General features: G+C 63.5%; 23 protein-coding genes. 20 read left to right on the top strand and 3 right to left on the bottom strand.

Going from position 1 to position 24,235, the window contains the following annotated elements; all coding sequences use genetic code 11:
- Window positions 1–42 precede the first annotated feature (42 nt).
- From uppS to MMB74_RS07695, 12 genes are all read left to right on the top strand, one after another.
- Window positions 43–840 (top strand): polyprenyl diphosphate synthase, encoded by a 798-nt coding sequence (gene uppS / locus MMB74_RS07640; protein WP_277427998.1) that lies wholly within the window; start codon window positions 43–45, stop codon window positions 838–840.
- Entirely contained in the window at window positions 834–1,655 is an 822-nt protein-coding gene (locus MMB74_RS07645; protein WP_277427999.1) for a phosphatidate cytidylyltransferase, read from the top strand. Before uppS ends, MMB74_RS07645 begins: the two co-directional genes overlap by 7 nt.
- 10 nt (window positions 1,656–1,665) lie before the next feature.
- Window positions 1,666–2,889, top strand: a complete 1,224-nt coding sequence (locus MMB74_RS07650; protein WP_277428000.1) for a 1-deoxy-D-xylulose-5-phosphate reductoisomerase — start codon at window positions 1,666–1,668, stop codon at window positions 2,887–2,889.
- A 7-nt stretch (window positions 2,890–2,896) separates the two neighbouring features.
- Window positions 2,897–4,270: an RIP metalloprotease RseP gene (gene rseP, locus MMB74_RS07655; RefSeq protein ID WP_277428001.1), complete on the top strand. Its 1,374-nt coding sequence runs from the start codon at window positions 2,897–2,899 to the stop codon at window positions 4,268–4,270.
- Between the two features lie 69 nt (window positions 4,271–4,339).
- The gene (gene bamA / locus MMB74_RS07660; RefSeq protein WP_277428002.1) at window positions 4,340–6,655 is read left to right on the top strand and encodes an outer membrane protein assembly factor BamA; all 2,316 of its coding nucleotides are present in this window, start codon (window positions 4,340–4,342) and stop codon (window positions 6,653–6,655) included.
- 38 nt (window positions 6,656–6,693) lie between these two features.
- Window positions 6,694–7,221, top strand: a complete 528-nt coding sequence (locus MMB74_RS07665; RefSeq protein WP_277428003.1) for an OmpH family outer membrane protein — start codon at window positions 6,694–6,696, stop codon at window positions 7,219–7,221.
- Window positions 7,222–7,240: 19 nt separating this feature from the next.
- On the top strand, window positions 7,241–8,314 hold the full coding sequence (lpxD, locus tag MMB74_RS07670) for a UDP-3-O-(3-hydroxymyristoyl)glucosamine N-acyltransferase (RefSeq protein ID WP_277428004.1): 1,074 nt from the start codon (window positions 7,241–7,243) through the stop codon (window positions 8,312–8,314).
- A gap of 116 nt (window positions 8,315–8,430) precedes the next feature.
- Entirely contained in the window at window positions 8,431–8,889 is a 459-nt protein-coding gene (gene fabZ, locus MMB74_RS07675; protein ID WP_277428005.1) for a 3-hydroxyacyl-ACP dehydratase FabZ, read from the top strand.
- 16 nt (window positions 8,890–8,905) lie between these two features.
- Window positions 8,906–9,694, top strand: a complete 789-nt coding sequence (gene lpxA, locus MMB74_RS07680; RefSeq protein ID WP_277428006.1) for an acyl-ACP--UDP-N-acetylglucosamine O-acyltransferase — start codon at window positions 8,906–8,908, stop codon at window positions 9,692–9,694.
- A gap of 3 nt (window positions 9,695–9,697) precedes the next feature.
- Window positions 9,698–10,867 (top strand): lipid-A-disaccharide synthase, encoded by a 1,170-nt coding sequence (gene lpxB, locus MMB74_RS07685; RefSeq protein ID WP_277428007.1) that lies wholly within the window; start codon window positions 9,698–9,700, stop codon window positions 10,865–10,867.
- Window positions 10,864–11,694 carry a ribonuclease HII gene (gene rnhB, locus MMB74_RS07690; protein WP_277428008.1) on the top strand — a complete coding sequence of 277 codons (831 nt, stop codon included), beginning with the start codon at window positions 10,864–10,866 and terminating at the stop codon, window positions 11,692–11,694. Before lpxB ends, rnhB begins: the two co-directional genes overlap by 4 nt.
- An 85-nt stretch (window positions 11,695–11,779) precedes the next feature.
- Window positions 11,780–12,565, top strand: a complete 786-nt coding sequence (locus tag MMB74_RS07695) for an RNA methyltransferase (RefSeq protein ID WP_277428009.1) — start codon at window positions 11,780–11,782, stop codon at window positions 12,563–12,565.
- Between the two features lie 100 nt (window positions 12,566–12,665).
- Here MMB74_RS07695 and MMB74_RS07700 read toward each other — a convergent pair whose 3' ends face one another.
- On the bottom strand, window positions 12,666–13,481 hold the full coding sequence (locus MMB74_RS07700; RefSeq protein WP_277428010.1) for a pyruvate, water dikinase regulatory protein: 816 nt from the start codon (window positions 13,479–13,481) through the stop codon (window positions 12,666–12,668).
- Window positions 13,482–13,770: 289 nt separating this feature from the next.
- Between MMB74_RS07700 and ppsA the strand changes: the two genes are divergently transcribed.
- From ppsA to MMB74_RS07715, 3 genes are all read left to right on the top strand, one after another.
- On the top strand, window positions 13,771–16,173 hold the full coding sequence (gene ppsA, locus MMB74_RS07705; RefSeq protein WP_277428011.1) for a phosphoenolpyruvate synthase: 2,403 nt from the start codon (window positions 13,771–13,773) through the stop codon (window positions 16,171–16,173).
- A gap of 97 nt (window positions 16,174–16,270) precedes the next feature.
- Entirely contained in the window at window positions 16,271–16,747 is a 477-nt protein-coding gene (locus MMB74_RS07710) for an NfeD family protein (protein WP_277428012.1), read from the top strand.
- Window positions 16,748–16,751: 4 nt separating this feature from the next.
- Window positions 16,752–17,690 carry a stomatin-like protein gene (locus tag MMB74_RS07715; RefSeq protein ID WP_277428013.1) on the top strand — a complete coding sequence of 313 codons (939 nt, stop codon included), beginning with the start codon at window positions 16,752–16,754 and terminating at the stop codon, window positions 17,688–17,690.
- A 13-nt stretch (window positions 17,691–17,703) separates the two neighbouring features.
- Here the strand turns inward: MMB74_RS07715 and smpB are convergent, their stop codons facing one another.
- Window positions 17,704–18,150 (bottom strand): SsrA-binding protein SmpB, encoded by a 447-nt coding sequence (smpB, locus tag MMB74_RS07720; protein ID WP_277428014.1) that lies wholly within the window; start codon window positions 18,148–18,150, stop codon window positions 17,704–17,706.
- A 103-nt stretch (window positions 18,151–18,253) separates the two neighbouring features.
- Between smpB and MMB74_RS07725 the strand changes: the two genes are divergently transcribed.
- Together MMB74_RS07725 and MMB74_RS07730 are read left to right on the top strand one after the other, a co-directional pair.
- The gene (locus MMB74_RS07725; protein ID WP_277428015.1) at window positions 18,254–18,691 is read left to right on the top strand and encodes a type II toxin-antitoxin system RatA family toxin; all 438 of its coding nucleotides are present in this window, start codon (window positions 18,254–18,256) and stop codon (window positions 18,689–18,691) included.
- Window positions 18,688–19,020, top strand: coding sequence for an RnfH family protein (locus MMB74_RS07730; RefSeq protein WP_277428016.1), 333 nt, complete (start codon window positions 18,688–18,690; stop codon window positions 19,018–19,020). Before MMB74_RS07725 ends, MMB74_RS07730 begins: the two co-directional genes overlap by 4 nt.
- A gap of 12 nt (window positions 19,021–19,032) precedes the next feature.
- Here MMB74_RS07730 and MMB74_RS07735 read toward each other — a convergent pair whose 3' ends face one another.
- On the bottom strand, window positions 19,033–20,022 hold the full coding sequence (locus MMB74_RS07735) for a DMT family transporter (protein ID WP_277428017.1): 990 nt from the start codon (window positions 20,020–20,022) through the stop codon (window positions 19,033–19,035).
- A 301-nt stretch (window positions 20,023–20,323) separates the two neighbouring features.
- On the opposite strand from MMB74_RS07735, the gene guaB reads away from it, so the two are divergent.
- The 3 genes from guaB (at window position 20,324) to guaA (ending at window position 24,198) form a co-directional block, all read left to right on the top strand.
- Window positions 20,324–21,784, top strand: coding sequence for an IMP dehydrogenase (gene guaB / locus MMB74_RS07740; protein WP_277428018.1), 1,461 nt, complete (start codon window positions 20,324–20,326; stop codon window positions 21,782–21,784).
- Window positions 21,785–21,790: 6 nt separating this feature from the next.
- The gene (locus MMB74_RS07745) at window positions 21,791–22,471 is read left to right on the top strand and encodes a hypothetical protein (RefSeq protein ID WP_277428019.1); all 681 of its coding nucleotides are present in this window, start codon (window positions 21,791–21,793) and stop codon (window positions 22,469–22,471) included.
- 143 nt (window positions 22,472–22,614) lie between these two features.
- Complete coding sequence (gene guaA, locus MMB74_RS07750) at window positions 22,615–24,198, top strand: glutamine-hydrolyzing GMP synthase (RefSeq protein ID WP_277428020.1); 1,584 nt, start codon at window positions 22,615–22,617, stop codon at window positions 24,196–24,198.
- Window positions 24,199–24,235 lie beyond the last annotated feature (37 nt).

Below are 24,235 nucleotides of genomic sequence, written 5' to 3' on the forward strand. Positions count from 1 at the left end.
TCGCGCGTTCTTCTTTTTCAAGCAGTCTAAGTCCCGGCGGCCATGACCTATACCAGCTCTACCGTTCGCGTGCCTGATGTTGCGGCCGTGCCGCGACACATCGCGATCATCATGGACGGCAATGGCCGTTGGGCGACGCAACGCCGCTTGCCCCGCGTGGCCGGCCACACGCGCGGCGTCGAGGCGGTGCGCACGGCGGTTGAGGCCTGCGCGCGCGCAGGCGTCGAATATCTGACCCTGTTCGCCTTCAGTTCCGAAAACTGGCGCCGGCCCGTCGAAGAGGTGTCGTTTCTGATGCGGCTGTTCGTCACCGCGCTAGAACGCGAAGTCGGCAAGCTGCACGCCAACGGGATTCGTTTGCGCGTCGTCGGCGATTTGTCCCTTTTCGACTCGCGTATCCAGGATTTGATCCGACGGGCCGAAACCAAGACGGCCCGCAACACCCGGCTCACACTGACCATCGCGGCCAACTACGGCGGGCGCTGGGACATCATGCAAGCCGCCCGTAAGCTGGCCGAGCAATCGGTCAGCGAAGGGCGAGTCGTCGAGATCGACGAAGCTTCGCTCGCCCAACACCTCGCGCTCGCTTACGCGCCCGAACCCGATCTGTTCATCCGAACGGGCGGCGAAACGCGCATCAGCAACTTCCTGCTCTGGCAACTGGCCTATACCGAGCTTTATTTCACCGACGCGTACTGGCCCGATTTCGACGCCAATACGTTGTTCGACGCTATTGCTTCGTACGCACGGCGCGAGCGCCGGTTCGGCCGTACGAGCGCGCAACTCGACCCCCAACGGGACGACGCGCCTTCGCAAAACGCCGATTCCCTTCCATGCTGAAAACTCGGGTCATCACCGCCGTGGTGCTGCTGGCGGTGCTGCTGCCGGTTACGCTGTTCGCGCCGGTGGCCGCTTTCGGCGCGTTGATCGCGGTGGCGCTCGTGTTGGGCGCTTGGGAATGGGCGCGTCTGCTCAAGCTGCCGGGGCTGGCCCCGGTCGGTTATGCGGTACTGGCTGCCTTGGCGCTGGCCGCTAGCACGCGGCTCGGCATAGGGGTTCGCGCGGCGCGGCCGCTATTCGAAGCGGCCGGCGTATTCTGGATTCTGGCGGGGCCGTTCGTGCTCATACGGAAGCCCACGCTTGCGCACGGCGCCTGGCGGTTGTTTTTGATCCTGGCCGGGCTCGTCGTGCTGGTCGCTTGCTGGCATGCGCTGGTCGCCGCTCGGGCACTGGGCGTAGCGTTCGTGCTGTCGGTTCTCGTCGTCGTCTGGCTGGCCGATATCGGCGCATACTTTGCCGGTAAAGCGTTCGGCAAGCACAAGCTCGCGCCCGCGATCAGCCCGGGCAAGACCTGGGAGGGCGCCCTGGGCGGCTGGCTCGCCGTCATGATCGTAGCCGTTGCCGTGATGGCGTCGCATGCATTCGCTCCGACGCTCGTGTCGCAGCTCGCGCTGCGCGTCGGTGCCGCGCGCACGCTGCTCGCGCTGACCGTGCTCGTCGCGTTCAGCATCATTGGCGATTTGTTCGAATCGATGCTCAAACGTCAAGCGGGCGTAAAGGATTCGAGCGCTCTGTTGCCGGGGCACGGCGGGGTGCTCGACCGCATCGACGCACTGCTGCCGGTGCTGCCGCTCGCAATGCTGCTCATCGGTTAGAGATAGAGATATGAAGAAACGTTTGACATTGCTCGGCTCCACCGGCTCGATCGGCGACAGCACTCTCGACGTCGTCGCTCGCCATCCGGAGCGTTTCACGGTGCATGCGCTCACCGCGCATCGCAACGGCGACAAGCTCGTCGCCCAATGCCTGCGTTTCAGGCCCGATGTCGCCGTAGTCGGCGACGCCGAGACTGCGGCGCGCGTCCAGGCCCAACTGCGCGATGCCGGCTGCAGCACGCAAGTGGCCTATGGCCCCGAGGCGCTCGTGCAAGCGGCCCAAAGCGGGCAATGCGATACGGTCGTCGCCGCCATCGTCGGCGCGGCGGGGCTTGCGCCCACACTGGCGGCGGCTCGCGCGGGCAAGCGCATCTTGTTGGCGAACAAGGAAGCGCTCGTCATGTCGGGCGCGATCTTCATGGATGCGGTGCGCGACCACAGCGCGACGCTGTTGCCCGTGGACAGCGAGCACAACGCCATCTTCCAATGCTTGCCGCGCGATCTGGCCGAGCATGGCGGCGTGACGAAAATCATTCTGACCGCGTCCGGCGGGCCGTTCCGGACGCGCGAGCCTGCCACGCTCGTCGACGTGACCCCCGAGGAAGCTTGCAAGCATCCGAATTGGGTCATGGGCCGCAAGATTTCCGTCGATTCGGCCACGATGATGAACAAGGGGTTAGAGGTCATCGAAGCCCATTGGCTGTTCGGCTTGACGGGCGATCGCATCGACGTGCTGATCCACCCGCAAAGCGTCATTCATTCGCTCGTGTCGTACGCCGACGGCTCGGTGCTCGCGCAGCTCGGCAATCCCGACATGCGTACGCCCATCGCCCATGCGCTGGCCTTTCCCGACCGGGTCGACTCGGGCGTGGCGCAACTGGATCTGGCGCAGATCGCCTCGCTGCAGTTCGAAAAGCCCGACTACGAGCGTTTCCCGTGCCTCGCGCTCGCGATGCAGGCGCTTGGCGCAGGCGGGGTTGCCAGCGCGGCGCTGAACGCGGCCAACGAGGTCGCGGTCGAAGCCTTCCTTGAACGCCGTATTGGCTTCACGGACATTGGGCGCACGGTGCAAGCGGTGCTCGATGACTTGTCCAACTACACGCCGAGCGGCCTGGACGACGTGCTTGGCACCGACGCCGACGCTCGGCGCGCCGCCCGCGCGTTCATCGAGGGCCGCCCGCACCCGACCCCGCCGACCAACCGTACGAGCTCGGTCAATCGCGCCGTGCAGTGAGAGCGTGATGAACTTGCTGATCGAAGTCGCAGCATTCGCCGTCGCCATCGGCGTGCTCGTGGTGGTCCATGAATATGGCCACTACAGCGTCGCGCGGCTATGCGGCGTCAAGGTCTTGCGCTTTTCGATCGGCTTTGGGCGGCCGCTCGCGACTTGGGTCGGCCGCAAATCGGGCACCGAGTGGACCATCTCCGCGCTTCCGCTCGGCGGCTACGTCAAGATGCTCGATGAACGCGATCCCGGGCCGGGGATCCTGCCTCCGGATCTGCCGTACGCATTCAACCGGCAGCATGTCGCCAAGCGGATCGCGATCGTGCTGGCCGGGCCGCTGGCCAATTTTCTGTTGGCCGTGGCGTTGTTCTCGATCGTCTTCGCCACCGGTGTGGTCGAGCCGGTCGCGCGGCTGGCAACGCCGCCCGTCGGCAGCGTCGCGGCGCGCGCCGGGTTCGACGGCGGGGAGACGATCGTATCGATCGGCGACATGCAAGGCGCGGACGTCGAAGCGGTGCGGTCCTGGTCGGATTTGCGCTGGAAGCTGCTCGATGCGGCGTTCGACCATCGGCGCGTGGTACTGCGGGCGCACGACGGCCGCGGGACGTACGATTTTCAAGTCGATTTGCGCGACGTGGCCGAGCGCGACCTCGACGACGATTTCCTGGGCAAGCTCGGTTTCGATCAAGGCGGCACGCTGTCGGTCGCGGCCGTGGAACCGGGCAGCGCCGCGGAGCGCGCCGGGCTCGAGCCCGGCGATACGCTGCGCACGGTGGGCGGCGCACCGATCGACGGCGCGCAGGCGTTCATCGCCTATGTTAAAGCGCACGCTGGGCGTCCGATCGTGCTCGGCATCGATCGCGGCGCCCCCGCGCAGCGGCTGTTGCTGACGGTCGTGCCCGATTCTCGAGAGGATGCCCAAACTGGTGCGGCGGCTGGGCGCATCGGCGCGGCGCTCGGGACCCAAGTGCAAACCGTGAATGTGCGCTACGGCTTGGGGCAGAGCGTGGCGCGCAGCGTGCGGCGCACGTGGGACATTGCCGTTTATTCGCTGCGAATGTTCGGCCGCATGCTGACGGGGCAGGCTTCGCTGAAGAATTTGTCCGGGCCCGTCACGATCGCCGACTATGCCGGCAAGAGCGCACAACTCGGTTGGGCGCCGTTTCTTTCGTTCCTCTCACTCGTGAGCATCAGCCTCGGCGTACTGAACTTATTGCCGATTCCGGTATTGGACGGGGGGCATCTGTTATATTATTTGGTTGAAGCCGCAACTGGCAAAGCCGTGTCGGAACGCTGGCAACTCGTTCTGCAACGGGCTGGCCTCGTGTGCATCGTCGTGTTGTCGGCGATCGCGCTCTTCAACGATCTGGCTCGTTTAATCCATTTTTAAAGTGTCCGGCGGCACGCGCAAGCGGGAGCCGCGACGGACAGATGTAGCTAAAAACACTGGGGAAGCACGTTGTTCAAACCTCATCGCTTTGTTCCTAAGTCGGTTGCGGTCGCGGCGCTTGCCGCTCACGGACTCGTCGCGCACGCGGCGACGGCGCCTTTCGTCGTAAAAGACATTCGGATCGAGGGCTTGCAACGGATAGAGCCCGGCACGGTGTTCTCCTATCTCCCGATCAAGCAGGGCGACACGTTTACGGACGACAAAGCGTCCGAAGCGATCCGCGCGCTTTACGCGACGGGCTTCTTTAGCGATGTGCGCATCGCCACGGAGGGCGACGTCGTCATCGTCAACGTCGCCGAACGTCCGGCCATCGGAGCCATCGATTTCTCCGGTCTGCACGAATTCGACAAGGATGCGCTCGATAAAGCGCTCAAGGGCGTCGGGTTGTCGCCGGGCCGTTACTACGACAAGGCGCTCGTCGATCGCGCGGAGCAAGAGCTCAAGCGCCAATATTTGACGCGCGGCTTTTACGCCGCGGAAGTCACGACTACCGTCACGCCGCTCGACAGCAGCCGCGTGTCGATCTTGTTTGCCGTGAACGAAGGCCCGAGCGCGAAGATTCGCCAGGTCAATTTCATCGGCAATAAGGCGTTCAGCACGGGCACGCTGCGCAACGAAATGCAGTTGTCCACGCCGAACTGGTTCTCGTGGTACACGAAAAACGACCTTTATTCGAAAGACAAGCTCACGACCGATCTCGAAAATGTCCGTTCGTTCTATCTGAACCGCGGCTATCTCGAGTTCAACATCGAGTCGACGCAGGTGTCGATTTCGCCCGACAAGAAGGACATGTACCTCACGCTGACGGTGCACGAGGGCGAACCGTACACCGTGTCGAGCATCAAGCTGGCGGGCAATCTGCTCGATCGCGGCCCCGAGTTGCAAAAGCTCATCACGGTCAAGCCCGGCGAGCGGTTCTCGGCCGCCAAGCTGCAAGCCACGACGAAAGCGATCGTCGACAAGCTCGGTGAGTACGGTTACGCGTTTGCCAATGTCAACGCGCAGCCCGAGATCGATCAAGTGCATCACAAGGTCGCGCTGACGTTGCAGATCGATCCGAGCCGTCGCGTCTATGTCCGGCATATCAACGTGGTCGGCAATACGCGTACGCGCGACGAAGTCGTTCGCCGCGAGATGCGTCAGCTCGAAAGCTCGTGGTTCGATTCGAGCCGCCTTGCGCTGTCGAAGGATCGGATCAACCGCCTCGGCTACTTCACCGACGTCGACGTGACGACGGTGCCCGTCGCAGGCACGGCCGACCAGGTCGACGTCGACGTCAAGGTCACGGAAAAACCGACGGGCGCAATCACGCTCGGCGCAGGTTTCTCGTCCACCGACAAGGTGGTGCTCTCGGCCGGCATTTCGCAAGACAACGTGTTCGGCTCGGGTACGAGCTTGGCCGTCAACGTGAACACGGCGCGCACCTATCGCACGCTTACCGTCACGCAGGTGGACCCGTACTTCACGGTCGACGGCATCAAGCGGATCACGGACGTCTACTACCGCACGACGCAGCCGCTGTACTACTCGACCAACTCGAGTTTCCGCATCATCACCGCGGGCGGCGACTTGAAGTTCGGGATTCCGTTCTCGGAAGTCGATACGGTGTTCTTCGGCGCGGGCTTCGAGCAGAACAAGCTCGATATCGATTCGACCACGCCGCAAAGCTATAAGAATTACGTCAACGAATTCGGGCGCGTCTCGAACAACATCCCGCTGACGGTCGGCTGGTCTCGCGATGCACGCGATAGCGCACTCGTGCCGAGCCGCGGCTATTTCACGCAGGCGAATGCCGAGTACGGCACGCCGGTGGGTGCGACGCAGTACTACAAGGCCGACGTGCAAGCGCAGTATTACTACTCGTTCGCGCGGGGCTTCGTGCTCGGACTGAACTTCCAGGGCGGCTACGGCAACGGTCTCGGCGGCAAGCCGTTCCCGATCTTCAAGAACTACTTCGCGGGCGGTATCGGTTCGGTGCGCGGCTATGAACCGAGCTCGCTCGGTCCGCGCGACACGTCGACGAACGACCCGATCGGCGGCTCGAAGATGGTCGTCGGCAATGTCGAACTCACGTTCCCGCTGCCGGGCACGGGCTACGACCGCACGCTGCGCGTGTTCACGTTCTTCGATGCCGGCAATGTGTGGGGCGATACCGCTCCGGGGATCAGCACGACCGGATCGAACGGCTTGCGTTACGGCTATGGCGTGGGTCTCGCGTGGATTTCACCGATCGGGCCGCTCAAGCTCAGCTTGGGTTTCCCGGTGCAGAAGCACAACGGCGACCAATACCAGAAATTCCAATTCCAGATCGGGACGGCGTTCTAATAGCGCGCCGCGCTCTGTCCAGCAACGAGAGGACGATTTTGCAAACCGGTATGTTTATCAAACGCGTGTTGGGTGTGGTGGCACTAACGGGGGCGCTTTTGAGCGGCGTCGCGCAAGCGCAAGAGGCCCGCATCGCCGCTGTCAACTCGGACCGCATTCTGCGCGAATCCGGTGCCGCAAAAGCCGCCCAAGCCAAGCTCGAGGCGGAATTCGCCGCGCGAGACAAAGACTTGCAGGCGCTCGCGGCAAAGATGAAAAAGCTATCCGATCAGATCGACTCGAGCGGCAACTCGATGTCCGCAACGGATCGCGCGCAAAAGCAGAAGGATTTGGCCCAGCTCGACACGGATCTTCAGCGCAAACAGCGCGAGTTCCGTGAAGACTTGAACCAGCGTCGCAACGAGGAATTGGCGGCCGTCTTGGAGAAGGCCAACAAGGTCATCAAGCAAATTGCCGAGCAGCAGCATTACGATTTGATCGTGCAAGAAGCCGTCTACGTGAGCCCGCGTATCGACATCACGGACCAGGTGCTCAAGGCGCTGGCGGGCTCGAACGGGACGAACTGAACGACGGAGCAGCACGGCAATGGCATTGACGCTCGGGCAGATCGCCCAACGCTTAGGCGGTGAAGTCGTGGGCGATGCGACCCTGGAGGTGGCGGGCCTGGCTCCGCTCGATCAGGCTCAGGCGCATCAACTGGCGTTTCTCGCCAACCCCAAGTACCTCTCCCAGGTCGATACGACACAGGCCGGCGCGGTGTTGATCGCGCCAAGCGATCTCGATAAGCTCGCCTCGCGCGCGGGACGCACCTTCATCGTCACGGCGAATCCTTACGCCTATTTCGCGCGAGTCGCGCAGTTGTTCATCGATTTGGCTGCGCCGAAAACGCCCGCAGGCGTGCATCCGAGCGCCGTCGTCGATCCGAGCGCGCAGGTTGCGGCCAGCGCCGTGATCGGCCCGCATGTGGTGATCGAGGCGGCGGCCGTGGTGGGCGAGCATGTGCGACTTGACGCCAACGTTACCATTGGTCGCGGCACGAGCATTGGCGAGGGCTCGCATCTTTACCCGAACGTGACGGTCTATCACGGTTGCAACATCGGTCCGCGCGCCATCGTGCACGCGGGTGCGGTCATTGGCTCAGACGGCTTCGGTTTTGCTCCCGACTTCGTCGGCGACGGCGATGAACGCACCGGAAGCTGGGTCAAGATTCCGCAAGTGGGCGGTGTGACGATCGGCGCCGACGTCGAGATCGGCGCCAACACGACGATCGACCGCGGCGCGATGGCCGATACGACGATCGAAGCCTGCGTGAAGATCGACAACCTCGTGCAGATCGGCCATAACTGCAAGATCGGCGCCTACACCGTGATCGCGGGTTGCGCCGGCATCGCGGGCAGCACGACGATCGGCCGTCACTGTATGATCGGCGGCGCGGTGGGCATCGCAGGGCACGTGACGCTGGCCGATTACGTGATCGTCACGGCCAAGTCGGGCGTATCGAAGTCGCTGCTCAAGCCGGGCATCTACACTAGCGCCTTCCCGGCTGTCGACCATGCGCAGTGGAACAAGAGCGCGGCGTTGATGCGCAATCTCGATAAGCTGCGCGAGCGTATCAAAGCGCTCGAAACCACGCTTGCCCAGCGAGGGGGCGAGGTTTGAGACCCACCGGCGCGCGCACTTGGCAATCGTGAGCGCCGGCAAGCCGGCGTAGTTCGCCGCGATTCGCATCCGTAGTAATTACCCGCGCGAGGCAGCTTGCGTGGAGCAGACACACCATGAGCACTGAAAAAATCAATCTCGACATTCACCAGATTCTTAAGCTGCTGCCGCATCGCTATCCGATCCTGCTCGTGGACCGGGTGTTGGAACTCGAGCCGCACACGCGCATCAAGGCGCTCAAGAACGTGTCGATCAACGAACCCTACTTCATGGGGCATTTTCCGCAGCGCCCCGTGATGCCCGGCGTGCTGATCATGGAGGCGCTCGCGCAGACGGCGGCGCTCCTGACCTTCGCCGAGGAACCGCACGATCCCGAAACGACGCTGTACTACTTCGTCGGCATCGATGGGGCGCGCTTCAAGCGCGTCGTCGAACCGGGCGATCAGCTGATTCTCAATGCGACGTTCGAGCGCCGCATGCGGAACATTTGGAAATTCAAAGCCCACGCGGAAGTCGACGGCGTGATCGCCGCCGAAGCCGAGTTGATGTGTACGGTCAAGCACACGAACGAGTGAGAAGGGCCAAGAACGCATGAGCAGGATTCATCCCACCGCGATCATCGAGCCGGGCGCGCAACTCGGAGAAGACGTCGAGATCGGCCCCTATGCGATCGTCGGCGCCAACGTGACGATTGGCGCTCGTACGACCGTCGGCTCGCACAGTGTCATCGAAGGCCATACGACGATCGGCGCCGATAACCGGATCGGACACTACGCGTCCGTCGGCGGCCGCCCGCAAGACATGAAGTACCAAGGCGAACCGACTCGGCTCGTCATTGGCGATCGCAACACGATTCGCGAGTTCACCACGATCCACACGGGCACCGTGCAGGACGGCGGCGTGACGACGCTTGGCGACGACAACTGGATCATGGCGTATGTCCACGTCGGGCACGATTGCCACGTCGGCAGCCATGTGATTTTGTCCAGCAACGCGCAGATGGCGGGGCACGTCATCATCGGCGACTTTGCGATCGTGGGCGGCATGTCCGGCGTCCATCAGTTCGTGAAGATCGGCGAGCACTCGATGCTCGGCGGCGCATCGGCGCTGGTGCAGGACATTCCGCCTTTCGTGATCGCCGCGGGCAACAAGGCCGAGCCGCATGGCATCAACGTCGAAGGGCTGCGGCGACGCGGCTTCTCTGCCGATGCGATCTCCGCATTGCGCAGTGCCTACAGGCTGCTTTACAAGAACGGCCTGTCGCTCGAAGAGGCGAAGGCACAGCTCACGGAACTGGCATCGGCGGGCGGGGACGGCGACGAGCCTGTGCGCAAGCTCATCACGTTCATCGAATCGTCGCAGCGCGGCATCATTCGCTAGGCAATGACGCCTCAATCGAATGCGCCGCGCATCGCCATGGTTGCCGGCGAGCCGTCGGGCGATTTGTTGGCGGCCTCGCTGCTCGGCGGCCTCGTGCGCCGGTTGCCAGAGGGCACGCGCTACTTCGGCATCGGCGGCCCGCGCATGGCGGCGCAGGGCTTCGAGGCGCATTGGCCGATGGAAAAGCTCTCCGTCCGGGGCTACGTCGAAGCGCTGCGCCATATCCCCGAAATTCTCGGCATCCGCAACGAACTGAAGCGCCAATTGCTGGCCGAGCCGCCGCACGCATTCATCGGTGTCGATGCGCCCGATTTCAACTTCGGACTCGAGCAAGCGCTACGCCGGGCGGGAATCCCGACGATTCATTTCGTTTGCCCGTCGTTCTGGGCGTGGCGCGGGGGGCGCATCAAAACGATCGCGAGAGCGGTCGATCACATGCTTTGCGTGTTTCCGTTCGAAACGGCGTTGCTCGAAAAAGCTCACGTGCCGGCCACCTACGTCGGCCACCCTCTCGCGGATGAAATCCCGCTGGAACCTGATGTCGCCGGTGCGCGCGCCATGCTGGGTCTGCCCGCCGCAGGGCCTGTCGTGGCAGTGCTGCCGGGCAGTCGACGCTCGGAAATCGGCCTGATCGGCCCTACGTTTTTCGAGGCGATGGCGATCATGCAGCGTCGCGAGCCAGGTTTGCGGTTCGTCATGCCGGCGGCCACGCCCGCGCTGCGCGCGCTGCTGCAACCGCTCGTGGCCGCGCATCCCGAACTAGCCCTGACGATCACCGATGGCGACGCGCAACGCGCAATGACCGCTGCCGATGCCGTGCTCGTCAAGAGCGGCACGGTCACGCTGGAAGCCGCGCTGCTGAAGAAGCCGATGGTGATTTCGTACAAGGTGCCCTGGCTAACGGGGCAGATCATGCGCCGGCAAGGATATTTGCCGTACGTCGGGTTGCCGAATATCTTGGCGGGCCGCTTCATCGTTCCGGAACTGCTGCAGCATTTCGCGACACCCGAGGCGCTCGCGGACGCCGTGCTCGTCCAGTTGCACGACGATGCGAATCGGCGCACGCTGACCGACATCTTCACGCAGATGCATTTGACGTTGCGCAGGAACACGGCCGAATGTGCGGCCGAAGCCGTCGCGCGCGTCATCGAAGCGAGGAAGCCGCGGCTATGACGACTTCGCGACCATCGCGCGCAAAACAGGGGAGCGATACTGCCGATGCGCCCGCCAGTGTGCGGTCGCGCGGCACGCCGCGCACCGCGTCGGCGCAAAGCCCGCTCAATTTCGATTCGCCGCTCGACATCGTCTGCGGCGTGGATGAAGCCGGCCGTGGGCCGTTGGCCGGGCCCGTCGTTGCCGCGGCTGTCATCTTGGATCCGACGCGCCGCATCCGAGGGCTCGACGATTCCAAAGCGCTGACGGCGAAAAAGCGTGAGGCGCTCTACGAGAAGATCGTCGAGCGTTCGCTGGCTTTTTGTGTGGCTTCGGCGAGCGTCGAGGAAATCGACCGGCTCAATATCTTGCATGCGACGATGTTGGCGATGAAGCGGGCCGTCGAGGGCCTGTCGATCATGCCGACGCTGGCTCGTATCGACGGCAATCGCTGTCCGGTGCTCGCCGTGCGCAGCGAAGCGGTGATCGGCGGCGACGCGCTCGTGCCGGCCATTTCGGCTGCCTCGATACTGGCCAAAGTCACGCGCGACCGGATGTTGCAGGAACTGCACGCGCAGTTTCCGATGTACGGTTTCGATGCGCATGTCGGCTATGGCACCCCTCGGCATTTGGCGGCCCTCGACGAACATGGGCCGTGCGAGCATCATCGGCGCTCGTTCGCCCCGGTGCGCGCCGCGTTCGAACAGCGGGGCATCCGCGTAACGCTGCCGAGCGGGGCGAGCGCGGTAGAGGTCGAGGAGGCCGTCCACGCTGACGCCTTCGACGAAACCGCGCTGTACGACCAAGCGTTCGGCGCCGATACCGAGGGCGTGGGCGCCGACCAATGAGTCGACGCGCTCGCCTTCGAATGGCGGCGAGCGTGTTTCAAGTTCTTAGGCCTCAAAAAAGGCCGTCTCTCTGGCTGCCAATCTCGTGAAAGCGATCACCTCGCGCGACAACCCGCTCTATAAGCGCCTCAAGGCGCTGGCTGCTTCGACGCATCATCAGAAAAAGAGCGGCCGGGCGCTGCTGGAAGGCTTTCATCTTGCGTCGGCCTACCTGGACGTAGCCGGTCAGCCCGAAACCTGCGTCGTCACCGATGGGGCGTTGCAGCACGACGAGGCGCAGGCGATCGTCGCGCGTGTCGATGCCGAGCGCATCGTCACGCTGCCCGATGCGCTATTCGGGCAGTTATCGAACGTCGTTAATGGCGTGGGCATGCTATTCGTCGTGAGCAAGCTCTGCGCGCCGCTGCCCGAGCGCGTGGACACGACCTGCATCGTGTTGGATGGCGTGCAAGACGCGGGCAACGTGGGATCGATTCTGCGCAGCGCCGCGGCTGCGGGCGTCAAGCAGGTGTTTTGCGCGCCGGGGACGGCTTATGCATGGTCGTCGAAGGTGTTGCGTTCGGGAATGGGCGCGCATTTCCTGCTCGATGTGCATGAAGACGTCGACGCCGCAACGCTGATGCCTCGCCTGGCCATCCCCGCGGCCATGACCGACTCGCATGCGCCGCAGGCGCTTTACGATTGCGATTTGGCCGGCCCGATCGCGTGGATTTTCGGCAACGAAGGGGCGGGCGTCTCGGCGGCGTGGCGGGCGGCAGTCGCTTATCGCGTGACGATTCCTCAGCCCGGCGGCATGGAGTCGCTCAATGTGGCGGCGGCTGCGGCGATTTGTCTTTTCGAGCAGTGCCGCCAGCAGCGCATTTCCCGCTGATCGCTTTGCACACCGGCCTGCACGCGCACCGGCGTGCGGCCGGCACGGCATTCGACCGCTGGGCGCGAACCCGCACTGCGCCCGCGCTTTCGCCGCTCACTCAATACGTGGGCCGGTCGAGCTTGATTTCCTGCAGGATCGTCGTCGCGATTTCCTCGATCGACTTATGCGTCGAGGACAGCCATTTGATCCCTTCGCGCCGCATCAGCGCTTCGGCCTCGTTGATCTCGTAACGGCAATTTTCGGGCGCAGCGTACTTGCTGCCGGGGCGGCGTTCGTTGCGGATTTCCGATAGACGTTGCGGGTCGATCGATAGGCCGAACAACTTGTCCCGGTGCGCGAGCAGCGGGGTGGGCAGTTTGCCGCGCTCGAAATCTTCGGGAATGAGCGGATAGTTGGCTGCCTTGACGCCGTATTGCATCGCGAGATAGAGGCTCGTGGGCGTCTTGCCGCTGCGCGAGACGCCCACGAGGATCACGTCGGCGCCGGCCAGATTGCGGTTGGACTGCCCGTCGTCGTGCGCAAGCGAAAAGTTGATCGCCTCGATCCGTGTCTTGTATTCCTCGGTGTCCGCGTTCTGGTGCCCGCGCCCGATGGCGTGCGTCGACTTCATTTCGAGCTCTTGCTCGAGCGGCTCGACGAACTGCTGGAAGATGTCGAGCACGAGGGCGTTGGAGTTCTTGACGACCGCGTTGGACGCGCTATCGACGAGTGTCGTGAAGACGATCGGCCGGCGACCGTCGAGTTCGGCCGATTCGCTGATCTTTTCGATCGTGGCGTACGCTTTGTCGACCGAATCGACGAACGGCACCCGGACGAGGCGGAATTTCTGATCGAATTGGGACAGGATCGAGTGCGCGAACGTTTCGGCGGTGATCCCCGTTCCGTCGGAGACGATAAATACGGTAGGCGGCATCGGCTAACGCTTCTGAAAGCAGCGGGCGCTGCGGGAGGAAACGCGATTTTCGCGCGTTTTCGCGAGCAGTGTGCCGGCGTTTGACATGCGACCGTCACAGCAGAGCGGGCGGCCGGTTAGAAGCAGGGTAGAATAGCGGCAACCTGTTGGATAAGCAATTGCAATCGGCGATGCGAAGCGATTGCTTCTCCAACAGGTTGCGCGTGCTGCGCGTCCCCGGGTCCCAATGGCCCGCGCGCACCAAGCCCACACGCGCGACCGAGTATTTTTTTCACACTTAGGGGCTTGTATGACTAACGCTGCAAACATCACGAAGGATCAGGCGTATGTAATTCCGTTCGAACAGCTACGGATGACCGATGTGGAGATCGTGGGCGGCAAGAATGCGTCGCTCGGCGAGATGATCAGCCAACTGGCAGAGGCCGGCGTGCGCGTGCCCACGGGCTTCGCCACCACGGCGCTGGCATTTCGCGATTTCCTCACACACAACAATCTGACCGAACGGATCGCCGCTCGGCTCGAGACCCTCGACGTCGACGACGTCAAGGCGCTCGCGGCCGCGGGCAAGGAAATTCGCGCGTGGATCGTCGACGCGCCGATGCAGTCGCGCCTGGAAGCAGAGATCCGCGAGCAGTTCGAGATCCTGCAAAAGAGCTCGCCCGAGGAACTGTCGTTCGCCGTGCGTTCGTCGGCGACGGCCGAGGATTTGCCGGACGCTTCGTTCGCCGGTCAGCAAGAGAGCTATTTGAACGTCGTCGGCGTCGAGGAAGTGCTCGATCGCATGAAGCACGTGTTCGCCTCGCTGTACAACGATCGCGCAATCTCCTATCGCGTCCACAAGGGCTTCACGCATGCGGAAGTCGCGCTGTCGGCCGGCGTGCAGCGCATGGTGCGCTCCGACGTGGGCGCGGCGGGCGTCATGTTCACGCTCGATACCGAATCGGGCTTCAAGGACGCCGTGTTCATCACGTCCAGCTACGGTCTGGGCGAGACTGTCGTGCAAGGCGCCGTGAATCCGGACGAGTTCTACGTCTTCAAGACCACGCTCGAGCAGGGCAAGTATCCGATCATCCGCCGCTCGATCGGCTCGAAGCTGATCAAGATGGAGTTCACGAAGCCGGGCGAGCCGGGCCGCGTCAAGACGGTCGATGTGCAGCACGAGCAGCGCAACCGCTTCTCCATCACCGACGAAGACGTGATCGAGCTGGCCAAGTACGCCGTCATCATCGAGAAGCACTACCAGCGTCCGATGGACATCGAGTGGGGCAAGGACGGCCGCGACGGCAAGATCTTCATCCTGCAGGCGCGTCCGGAAACGGTGAAGAGCCAAGGCGCGGGCAAGGTCGAGCAGCGTTTCAAGTTGCGCGGCCAATCGCAGGTGCTGGCCACGGGCCGCGCGATCGGGCAGAAGATCGGCGCGGGCCGCGTGCGCGTGATCCACGATCCGTCGGAAATGGAGCGCGTGCAGCCGGGCGACGTGTTGGTGGCGGACATGACGGACCCGAATTGGGAGCCGGTGATGAAGCGCGCATCGGCGATCGTCACGAACCGCGGCGGCCGTACCTGCCACGCTGCGATCATCGCGCGTGAATTGGGCGTCCCCGCCGTCGTCGGCTGCGGCGATGCCACCGACGTCTTGAAGGACGGCGCGCTCGTGACGGTTTCGTGCGCCGAAGGCGACGAAGGCAAGATCTACGACGGCTTGCTCGAAACGGAAGTGACGGAAGTGTCGCGCGGCGAATTGCCGCCCATCCCCGTCAAGATCATGATGAACGTCGGCAACCCGCAGCTCGCGTTCGACTTCTCGCAGTTGCCGAACGCCGGCGTCGGCCTTGCGCGGCTCGAGTTCATCATCAACAACAACATCGGCGTGCATCCGAAGGCGATTCTCGAGTATCCGAACGTCGATCAGGATCTGAAGAAGGCGGTCGAGAGCGTCGCGCGCGGGCATGCGTCGCCGCGAGCGTTCTATGTCGACAAGTTGACCGAAGGCATCGCGACCATCGCGGCGGCTTTCTATCCGCGGCCTGTGATCGTGCGTCTGTCCGACTTCAAGTCGAACGAATACAAGAAGCTCATCGGCGGCTCGCGTTACGAGCCCGACGAGGAAAACCCGATGCTGGGCTTCCGTGGCGCCTCGCGCTACATCGCGCAAGATTTCGCGCAGGCGTTCGAAATGGAATGCTTGGCGCTCAAGCGCGTGCGTGAAGATATGGGTTTGACGAACGTCGAGATCATGGTGCCGTTCGTGCGTACGGTCAAACAAGCCGAGCGCGTCGTCGGCTTGCTCGACAAGTTCGGCCTGAAGCGCGGCGAGAACGGCCTGCGGCTCATCATGATGTGCGAAGTGCCGTCGAACGCGATTCTTGCCGACGAGTTCCTGCAACACTTCGATGGTTTCTCGATCGGCTCGAACGATTTGACGCAGCTCACGCTCGGCCTCGATCGCGATTCCGGCATGGAACTCTTGGCAGTCGACTTCGACGAGCGCGACGAAGCCGTCAAGTTCCTGCTCAAGCGTGCAATCGAGGCGTGCCGCCGTTTGAACAAGTACGTCGGCATCTGCGGTCAGGGTCCCTCGGATCATCCCGATTTCGCGCAATGGCTGGCCGATGAAGGGATCGCATCGATTTCGCTCAATCCCGACACGATCATCGATACTTGGCAAGCTTTGGCCAAGACGGCGAAGTAATCGCGTCCGCTTGAGGGTCCGCCCACGAATGCGGACCCTGCTTCGTGCTATAACGCCCCGGTGCATCCGGGGCGTTTCTATTTCGGGGAGACCAAACATGACGCCGAACGATTTTCTGTGGTGGATCGGCGCCGGGGCGCTGATCGTCGCCGAACTGCTGACGGGCACGTTCTACTTGCTGATGATCGCGCTCGGATTCATTGCGGGTGCATTGGCGAAATGGGGCGGGGCGAGCCTGGCGGTGCAGTATCTTTCCGCAGCGCTAGTCGCCTTGGCCGCGGTGGTGCTCCTGCGGCGCTCGCGGTTCGGGCGGCGTCGCGAGCGGCGCGATGCGTCGACCAATCCTGACGTTGTACTCGACGTAGGGACCCCGATCGAAGTCGTGGGCTGGCGCGATCGCTGTGCACGCGTGCCTTATCGTGGCTCGCAATGGGATGCCGAACTCGCGCCGGGCGAGCGCGAAGACGCTCGCTTTTACGAGATCGCAGCCGTGCGCGCCAATCGTCTCGTGCTGGTCGAGAAGGGCCATGCCGCCAAACGCACGCATCATTCGGTGTCAACAACAAAGGAGTAAAACGATGGATATGACAATCGTTGCGGCCGTGCTGCTCATCGTCGTGGTCGTGATCGCCGCGCAAACGGTCAAGATCGTTCCGCAACAGCATGCCTGGGTAGTGGAGCGCTTCGGCCGCTATCACGCCACGCTGGCGCCTGGGCTGAACATCGTGCTGCCGTTTGCCGATCGCATCGCGTACCGCCATGTGCTCAAAGAAATCCCGCTGGACGTGCCGGGGCAGATCTGCATCACGCGCGACAACACTCAGTTGCAGGTCGACGGCGTGCTGTACTTCCAGGTCACCGACGCGATGAAGGCTTCCTACGGTTCGAGCAACTACGTGTTTGCGATTACGCAGCTGTCGCAAACGACGCTGCGTTCGGTCATCGGCAAGCTCGAACTGGACAAAACCTTCGAAGAGCGTGATCTCATCAACCACAGCGTCGTATCGGCGCTCGACGAAGCTGCGTCGAGCTGGGGCGTCAAGGTGCTGCGCTACGAAATCAAAGACCTGACGCCGCCCAAGGAGATTTTGCACGCCATGCAGGCGCAAATCACGGCCGAGCGCGAGAAGCGGGCGTTGATCGCGGCGTCGGAAGGCCGCAGGCAGGAGCAGATCAACATTGCCTCGGGCGGGCGCGAGGCGGCGATCCAGAAATCCGAGGGGGAAAAGCAGGCGGCGATCAACCAGGCCCAGGGCCAGGCCGCGGCAATCCTGGCAGTGGCCGAAGCCAATGCGCAAGCGATTCAGAAGATTGCGCAAGCGATCCAATCCACCGGGGGCATGGATGCCGTCAACTTGAAGGTGGCCGAGCAGTACGTGAGCGCGTTCGGCAATCTCGCAAAGGCGGGCAACACCTTGATCGTGCCGGGCAATCTGTCCGACCTCGGCTCGATGGTCGCGTCGGCCCTGGCGATCGTCAACCGCGGCAAGAGCTCGGCCGCCGCGGAGATGCGTTGATCGGCTTCTGGGGCTAACTCGCGGTGCGCATGATGCGCGCTTTCTCGCGCTGCCAGTCGCGCTTCTTTTCGGTCTCGCGCTTATCGTGCAGCTTCTTGCCCTTGGCGAGGCCGATCTCGCATTTGACGCGGCCGCCCTTGTAGTGAAAGTTCAAGGGGACGAGCGTATAGCCGCGCTGTTCGACCTTGCCGATCAGCTTCTTGATTTCGTCCCCGTGCAGAAGCAGCTTGCGCGTGCGGACCGGGTCGGGCTTGATGTGCGTCGATGCTTCGGGTAGGGGGCTGATGTGCGCACCGATCAGGAATAGCTCGCCGTTGCGCACCACGACGTAGCCTTCCTTGATTTGGCCGCGTCCGGCGCGCAGCGCCTTCACCTCCCATCCTTCGAGCACGAGCCCCGCTTCGTAGCGTTCCTCGATGAAGTAATCGAAGAACGCCTTTCTGTTGTCGATGATGCTCATGGATATGGACGGCGCCCAACTCGTTTAAAATCACAATTTTAGCAAAGCGGCGCCTCTCGATCCCGCCAAGCTCGCCCCTTTTTCGCCGCGCGTCGCGCTTTTTATGGCTGATGTTCAGAAAACCGTCCTCATTCGCCACTCGGCGGAGCAAATGTTCGATCTCGTCACGGACGTGGCCGACTATCCCAACTTCCTGCCCTGGTGTGGTGGCGTCGATATCCGCCGGCAGGAGCCGCACGAGATGGAAGCGCGCATCGACATCAACTTCAAGGGCATCAAGCAGCACTTCGCCACGCACAATACGCAGGAGCGGCCCACGCGCATCGACATGCACTTCGCCGACGGCCCGTTTCGCAAGTTCACCGGGTACTGGCGCTTTACGCCGCTGCGCACCGACGCCTGCAAGATCGAGTTCGCATTGCACTATGAATTTTCGAGCTTGATTCTCGAAAAGATCATTGGGCCCGTGTTCAACCACATCGCGAACACGTTCGTCGAATCGTTCGTGAAGCGCGCCGACGAGCGCTACGGCCGATCATGAGCGCCACGCTTTCGATCGAGGTGTGCTACGCGCGCCCCGAGGCGCAGACGTTGATCGCGCTGACGCTGCCGGCCGGCGCGACGGTGCGCGATGCGCTTGCCGCCAGCGGCATGACCACTCGCCATCCCGAAATCGATCCGGCTACCGCCAAGGTCGGCGTTTTCGGCAAGCTCGCCACGCTCGATACGCCGCTTGCCGATCATGATCGCGTCGAGATCTATCGGCCCCTCATCGTCGACCCAAAGCTCGCGCGGCAGCGCCGCGTGGAAAAGACGCGCCGAGCCGGGTCGATCGAAGGCCGTAAATGGCTACACAAGGATTCGCGCTGAATCCCGTCGCCGCTACGATGCAGGCGTCTCGACGTTTGCCGGGAGCGGCGCCGCATGGCCCGAGCCGTCGTCGTGACGCCGTACCGACCAGGTGACCCCCGCCAACAACAGCACGATCGCGGCCGCTTCGAGCGGGCGCGGCAGCCGCGCGTCGTAGATAAAGCCGTAGAGCAGGGCGAAGAGCGTCTCGAATACGATCAATTGCCCGGATAGCGTCAGCGGCACGCGCTTGGAAGCCGCGTTCCACAGGCCCGTGCCGAGCCACGACGCGCCGAAAGCGAGTCCCAGATTGAGCAGCCAGAACGCGTGCCAGCGGGTTGGCTCGGGCGGCGTCGGCAGCGTGGCGCCGGGAATGATGGGGCAGGCGCTCCACAGCAGCGCGCCGAGTATCCCCGTGGCTAAGCCGAGCAGGACTGACCACTCGTTGCCGTCGAAATGCGGGTTGCGCCGCAGGTAGCGTGCGTTTTCCACGGCGAACCAGGTCCAGCTCCCCAATGCGCCGGCGGCGCACAGCACGCCTACGATCTTGTCCGCCACGCCTGCCACGCCTGCCGCGCCGGTCTGCGCAGGCCCGGAGGCAAAGACATCGACGTTGATGCAAACGATGCCGGCGACGACGAGCAGTAAAGGCCAAAGCAGCCGCTCGAGCGAGACGGCCCCGGCGTCGCGCCGTCCGGCAAGCGTGACGGTGACCGGCAGCACCCCAACCACGAGCGAGGTCGGACCGATGCCGATGCGATGCACGCCCGCGGTGAGGAATACGTAATAGACCAGATTGCCGACGAGCGCGAGCTTGCCCGCGGCGACCAGATCGGCGCGCGTGAGCTTGGCCGCGAGGCGGCGCGCCATCGGCAAAGCGGCGGCCAGCGACACGAGGCCGTACATCATGCAGCGAGCCGCTCCCAGCATCATCGGCGGGAAATCGGGCAGCAGGCGCGGCACCAGAAAGACCGTGCCCCATATCGCTCCCGCGAGCACCCCGTACATCACTCCGCGCCTCATGCTGGCCCTTTCGTTTCGTCAGTCGAGGAGGCAGATTACTTGCGGGGCGCCGATCGGTCTTGTTCGATTCTGCAATCCCGAGCCGGAAGAAGCGAAGGCGCGGCGCTTTTCTCCCCCATTTCCCGCACTCGCGACTGCGAACGCGCGCCGCTGGCAAACGAAAGTCGCGCGAACGCGGGTCGAACCGAAAACCGAAACGCGCGGCCTCGGCGGAAGCAGAAAAACGCGTAACTTACTGTTCGCGCAGTGAAAAGCAGGGAGGTATCGCGTATAATTCGCTTTTGCGCCTATAGGATTTGCCATGCGTCTGATCCAAAAAGCACTCACGTTCGATGACGTGCTCCTCGTCCCGGCGTTCTCCGACGTTCTGCCGCGCGACACCAGCCTCAAAACCCGGCTGACCCGCAATATTTCCGTGAACATGCCGCTCGTCTCGGCTGCGATGGATACCGTTACCGAGGCGCGGCTCGCGATCGCGATGGCGCAGCAAGGCGGTGTCGGCATCATTCACAAGAACCTGACGGCGGCCGAGCAGGCGCGCGAGGTGGCGAAGGTCAAGCGTTTCGAATCGGGCGTCGTGCGCGATCCGATCACGGTTCCGCCGCAAATGAAGGTGCGCGACGTGATCGCGCTGTCGCAGCAGCATGGCATTTCGGGCTTTCCGGTGGTCGAAGGCGCGCAGTTGATGGGCATCGTGACGAATCGCGACCTGCGTTTCGAAACGCGGCTCGACGAGCCGGTGCGCACGATCATGACGCCGCGCGAGCGGCTCGTCACGGTCAAGGAAGGCACGGCGCTCGCCGAAGCCAAAGCGCTGATGCACAGCCATCGCCTCGAGCGCGTGCTCGTCGTCAACGATGCATTCGAGTTGCGCGGCCTGATGACCGTCAAGGACATCACGAAGCAAACCGAACACCCCGACGCCTGCAAGGACGAGCATGGCAAGCTGCGCGTCGGCGCGGCGGTCGGCGTCGGCCCTGAAAACGAAGAGCGCGTGGCGGCACTGGCCGGCGCCGGCGTCGACGTCATCGTCGTCGATACGGCGCACGGTCACAGCAAGGGCGTGCTCGAGCGCGTGCGCTGGGTCAAGAAGAATTTCCCGCACGTCGAAGTCATCGGCGGCAACATCGCCACCGCGGATGCGGCGCGAGCGCTCGTCGAATATGGCGCGGACGGCGTCAAGGTCGGGATCGGGCCGGGTTCGATCTGCACGACGCGAATCGTGGCGGGCGTGGGCGTGCCGCAAATCACGGCCATCGCCAATGTCGCCGAAGCGCTGAAGGGCACGGGCGTGCCGGTCATCGCCGATGGCGGCGTGCGTTTCTCGGGCGATGTCAGCAAGGCGCTGGCGGCCGGAGCCAACGCGGTCATGATGGGTAGCATGTTCGCCGGCACGGAAGAGGCGCCGGGCGACGTATTCCTCTACCAAGGCCGCCAGTACAAGTCCTATCGCGGCATGGGTTCGGTCGGCGCAATGAAGGATGGCGCGGCCGATCGCTACTTCCAAGACAATTCGGCGAACATCGACAAGCTCGTGCCCGAAGGCATCGAAGGCCGGGTGGCTTACAAGGGCTCGGTGGGCGCGATCATCTTCCAACTGATCGGCGGCGTGCGCGCCAGCATGGGCTACTGCGGCTGCAAGACGATCGACGAAATGCACGAGAAGGCGCAATTCGTCGAAATCACGGCGGCCGGCATTCGTGAGTCGCACGTGCATGACGTGCAGATCACGAAAGAAGCGCCGAACTATCACGTCGACTAAGCGCCGATGAAACCGCTGCTGCGCGCTGTTCTGATCCTCGACGCCGGGCTCTACCTGAGTTCGGGCGCCGTGCTGCTGCTCACGCCGCTCGCGGGCGTGCAGCGCGCGCTGCAATTGACGGCGATCGAACCGGCTATGGTCGGGCAGATGTTGGGGCTCGCGCTGTTGGGGCTTGCGTGGCTGTCGTTGCGCGGCGCTGTCGATGGCGCGATGACGATCGCCGTCGCCAAGATCGTCGGCCACGTGACCTGGCTCGCAGGCGCGCTCGTGCTTGTCTGGACGCTCGCGCCGCCGCATACGTTGTGGTTCCCCGCGCTTGGGATCGTGCCGAATCTGCTTGTTGGCGGCTTGCTGGTCGTGATCGGCCTTGGCGGTGTCCGCTTCGCCCAAGCGGTGCGTCGGCGCGAAATCGCCAAAGCCGCGCAGGCGGCGGCTAAGGGGCGCGTGGCGGCTGACGTGCCGGCCGCGGCTCCGTCGGTGCCAGTCGAACCGGTGTTTCGGCCCGCGCCGTCGGCTGTACCGCCGGTGGCGCCGTCGGGGCCTGCTTCAACGGCGGAGCGCGATGCCGCGCTGCGCTCGGAAGCAAGCGCCCGGGATGCCGCTGCTTCGGCGGGCGCGGCCAGCGGCAGCGACGACGTCCGTTCGAGCCGGAGCACGTCCGCGCCACGGCCGCCGTTTCATGGTTGAGCGCGCCATCGTTCGCATCGGCTTCGCCCCACCTATATCTTGCGTTCGCGCCCCGCGGGTGCGCGACGCGCTTTGTTTGACCATTCATGTGCTGCGCCGTGCGCGCTGCACGTTGCATTCGTCCACTATCGACCGTGCCTGCCATGCATGACAAGATCCTAATCCTCGACTTCGGTTCGCAAGTCACCCAACTGATCGCTCGCCGCATCCGCGAAGCGCACGTTTATTCGGAAATCCATCCGTACGACGTCGACGATGCGTTCATCCGCGAGTTCGCCCCGAAGGGCATCATTCTTTCGGGCGGGCCGAATTCGGTCACGGAAGCCGAGACGCCGCGCGCGCCGCAAGCGGTGTTCGAATTGGGCGTGCCTGTGCTGGGCATCTGCTACGGCATGCAGACGATGGCGGAGCAGCTTGGCGGCAAGGTGGATCTTGGCCACGTGCGCGAGTTCGGTTACGCCGAAGTCCGTGCGCGCAATCACACGAGTTTGCTGGAGGGCATCGAGGATTTCAGCACGGCGGAAGGTCACGGGATGCTCAAGGTGTGGATGAGTCACGGCGATAAAGTCACGCAGATGCCCGAAGGGTTCGCGCTGATGGCGTCGACCGAATCGTGTCCGATTGCGGCGATGGCCGACGAGACGCGCCATTTCTACGGCTTGCAGTGGCACCCCGAAGTGACGCACACGGTCAAGGGGCGCGCGATGCTCGAGCGCTTCGTGTTGCAGATTTGCGGGGCGAAGCCCGATTGGGAGATGGGGCATTACATCGACGAGGCCGTCGCGAAAATCCGCGAGCAAGTCGGCAGCGAGCACGTCATTTTGGGCTTGTCCGGCGGCGTCGATTCGTCGGTGGCAGCGGCATTGCTGCATCGTGCGATCGGCGATCAGCTCACCTGCGTGTTCGTCGACCATGGTCTGTTGCGGTTGAACGAAGCCGAGCAGGTGATGGCCACGTTCGGCGATCACTTGGGTGTGCGCGTGATCCACGTCGACGCGAGCGAAGCGTTCCTCTCCAAGCTTGCGGGCGTGACCGATCCTGAGCAGAAGCGCAAGATCATCGGCGCCGAGTTCGTCGAAGTGTTCCAAGCGGAGGCTGGCAAGCTGACCGATGCCAAGTGGCTGGCGCAGGGCACCATCTACCCGGACGTGATCGAATCGGCTGGGAAGGGCAAGAAGGCGACGCATACCATCAAGAGCCACCATAACGTCGGCGGGTTGCCCGAGACGTTGAATCTGAAGTTGCTCGAGCCGCTGCGTGAGCTTTTCAAGGACGAAGTGCGGGAGCTGGGTGTGAAGCTTGGTTTGCCGCATGAGATGGTGTATCGCCATCCGTTCCCGGGGCCGGGCTTGGGCGTGCGGATTCTTGGGGAAGTGCGGCGCGATTTCGCGGACTTGCTGCGCCGTGCCGATGCAATTTTCATCGAGACACTGCGCAATACGGTCGACAAGGAAACGGGCAAGTCGTGGTACGACCTGACGAGCCAAGCGTTTGCGGTGTTCCTGCCCGTGAAGAGCGTGGGCGTGATGGGCGATGGACGCACGTACGAATATGTCGTTGCGCTGCGCGCGGTGCAAACGCTCGATTTCATGACGGCGCATTGGGCGCATTTGCCGCATGAGTTGCTCGGGCAGGTGTCGAATCGGATCATCAACGAAGTGCGCGGGATCAATCGCGTCGTTTATGACATCTCGGGGAAGCCGCCGGCGACGATTGAGTGGGAGTGAGGGTCTTTAAAATTCTATTTCGAATCAATGGCTTGTG

It is taken from the genome of Trinickia sp. Y13, from assembly GCF_029522115.1.
GTDB lineage: Bacteria > Pseudomonadota > Gammaproteobacteria > Burkholderiales > Burkholderiaceae > Trinickia.

Coding starts and splice junctions, on each gene's coding strand:
- uppS (WP_277427998.1), top strand. CDS start 43: ATGACCTATACCAGCTCTACCGTTCGCGTGCCTGATGTTGCGGCCGTG.
- MMB74_RS07645 (WP_277427999.1), top strand. CDS start 834: ATGCTGAAAACTCGGGTCATCACCGCCGTGGTGCTGCTGGCGGTGCTG.
- MMB74_RS07650 (WP_277428000.1), top strand. CDS start 1,666: ATGAAGAAACGTTTGACATTGCTCGGCTCCACCGGCTCGATCGGCGAC.
- rseP (WP_277428001.1), top strand. CDS start 2,897: ATGAACTTGCTGATCGAAGTCGCAGCATTCGCCGTCGCCATCGGCGTG.
- lpxD (WP_277428004.1), top strand. CDS start 7,241: ATGGCATTGACGCTCGGGCAGATCGCCCAACGCTTAGGCGGTGAAGTC.
- fabZ (WP_277428005.1), top strand. CDS start 8,431: ATGAGCACTGAAAAAATCAATCTCGACATTCACCAGATTCTTAAGCTG.
- lpxA (WP_277428006.1), top strand. CDS start 8,906: ATGAGCAGGATTCATCCCACCGCGATCATCGAGCCGGGCGCGCAACTC.
- lpxB (WP_277428007.1), top strand. CDS start 9,698: ATGACGCCTCAATCGAATGCGCCGCGCATCGCCATGGTTGCCGGCGAG.
- rnhB (WP_277428008.1), top strand. CDS start 10,864: ATGACGACTTCGCGACCATCGCGCGCAAAACAGGGGAGCGATACTGCC.
- MMB74_RS07700 (WP_277428010.1), bottom strand. CDS start 13,481: ATGCCGCCTACCGTATTTATCGTCTCCGACGGAACGGGGATCACCGCC.
- ppsA (WP_277428011.1), top strand. CDS start 13,771: ATGACTAACGCTGCAAACATCACGAAGGATCAGGCGTATGTAATTCCG.
- MMB74_RS07710 (WP_277428012.1), top strand. CDS start 16,271: ATGACGCCGAACGATTTTCTGTGGTGGATCGGCGCCGGGGCGCTGATC.
- MMB74_RS07715 (WP_277428013.1), top strand. CDS start 16,752: ATGGATATGACAATCGTTGCGGCCGTGCTGCTCATCGTCGTGGTCGTG.
- smpB (WP_277428014.1), bottom strand. CDS start 18,150: ATGAGCATCATCGACAACAGAAAGGCGTTCTTCGATTACTTCATCGAG.
- MMB74_RS07725 (WP_277428015.1), top strand. CDS start 18,254: ATGGCTGATGTTCAGAAAACCGTCCTCATTCGCCACTCGGCGGAGCAA.
- MMB74_RS07730 (WP_277428016.1), top strand. CDS start 18,688: ATGAGCGCCACGCTTTCGATCGAGGTGTGCTACGCGCGCCCCGAGGCG.
- MMB74_RS07735 (WP_277428017.1), bottom strand. CDS start 20,022: ATGAGGCGCGGAGTGATGTACGGGGTGCTCGCGGGAGCGATATGGGGC.
- guaB (WP_277428018.1), top strand. CDS start 20,324: ATGCGTCTGATCCAAAAAGCACTCACGTTCGATGACGTGCTCCTCGTC.
- MMB74_RS07745 (WP_277428019.1), top strand. CDS start 21,791: ATGAAACCGCTGCTGCGCGCTGTTCTGATCCTCGACGCCGGGCTCTAC.
- guaA (WP_277428020.1), top strand. CDS start 22,615: ATGCATGACAAGATCCTAATCCTCGACTTCGGTTCGCAAGTCACCCAA.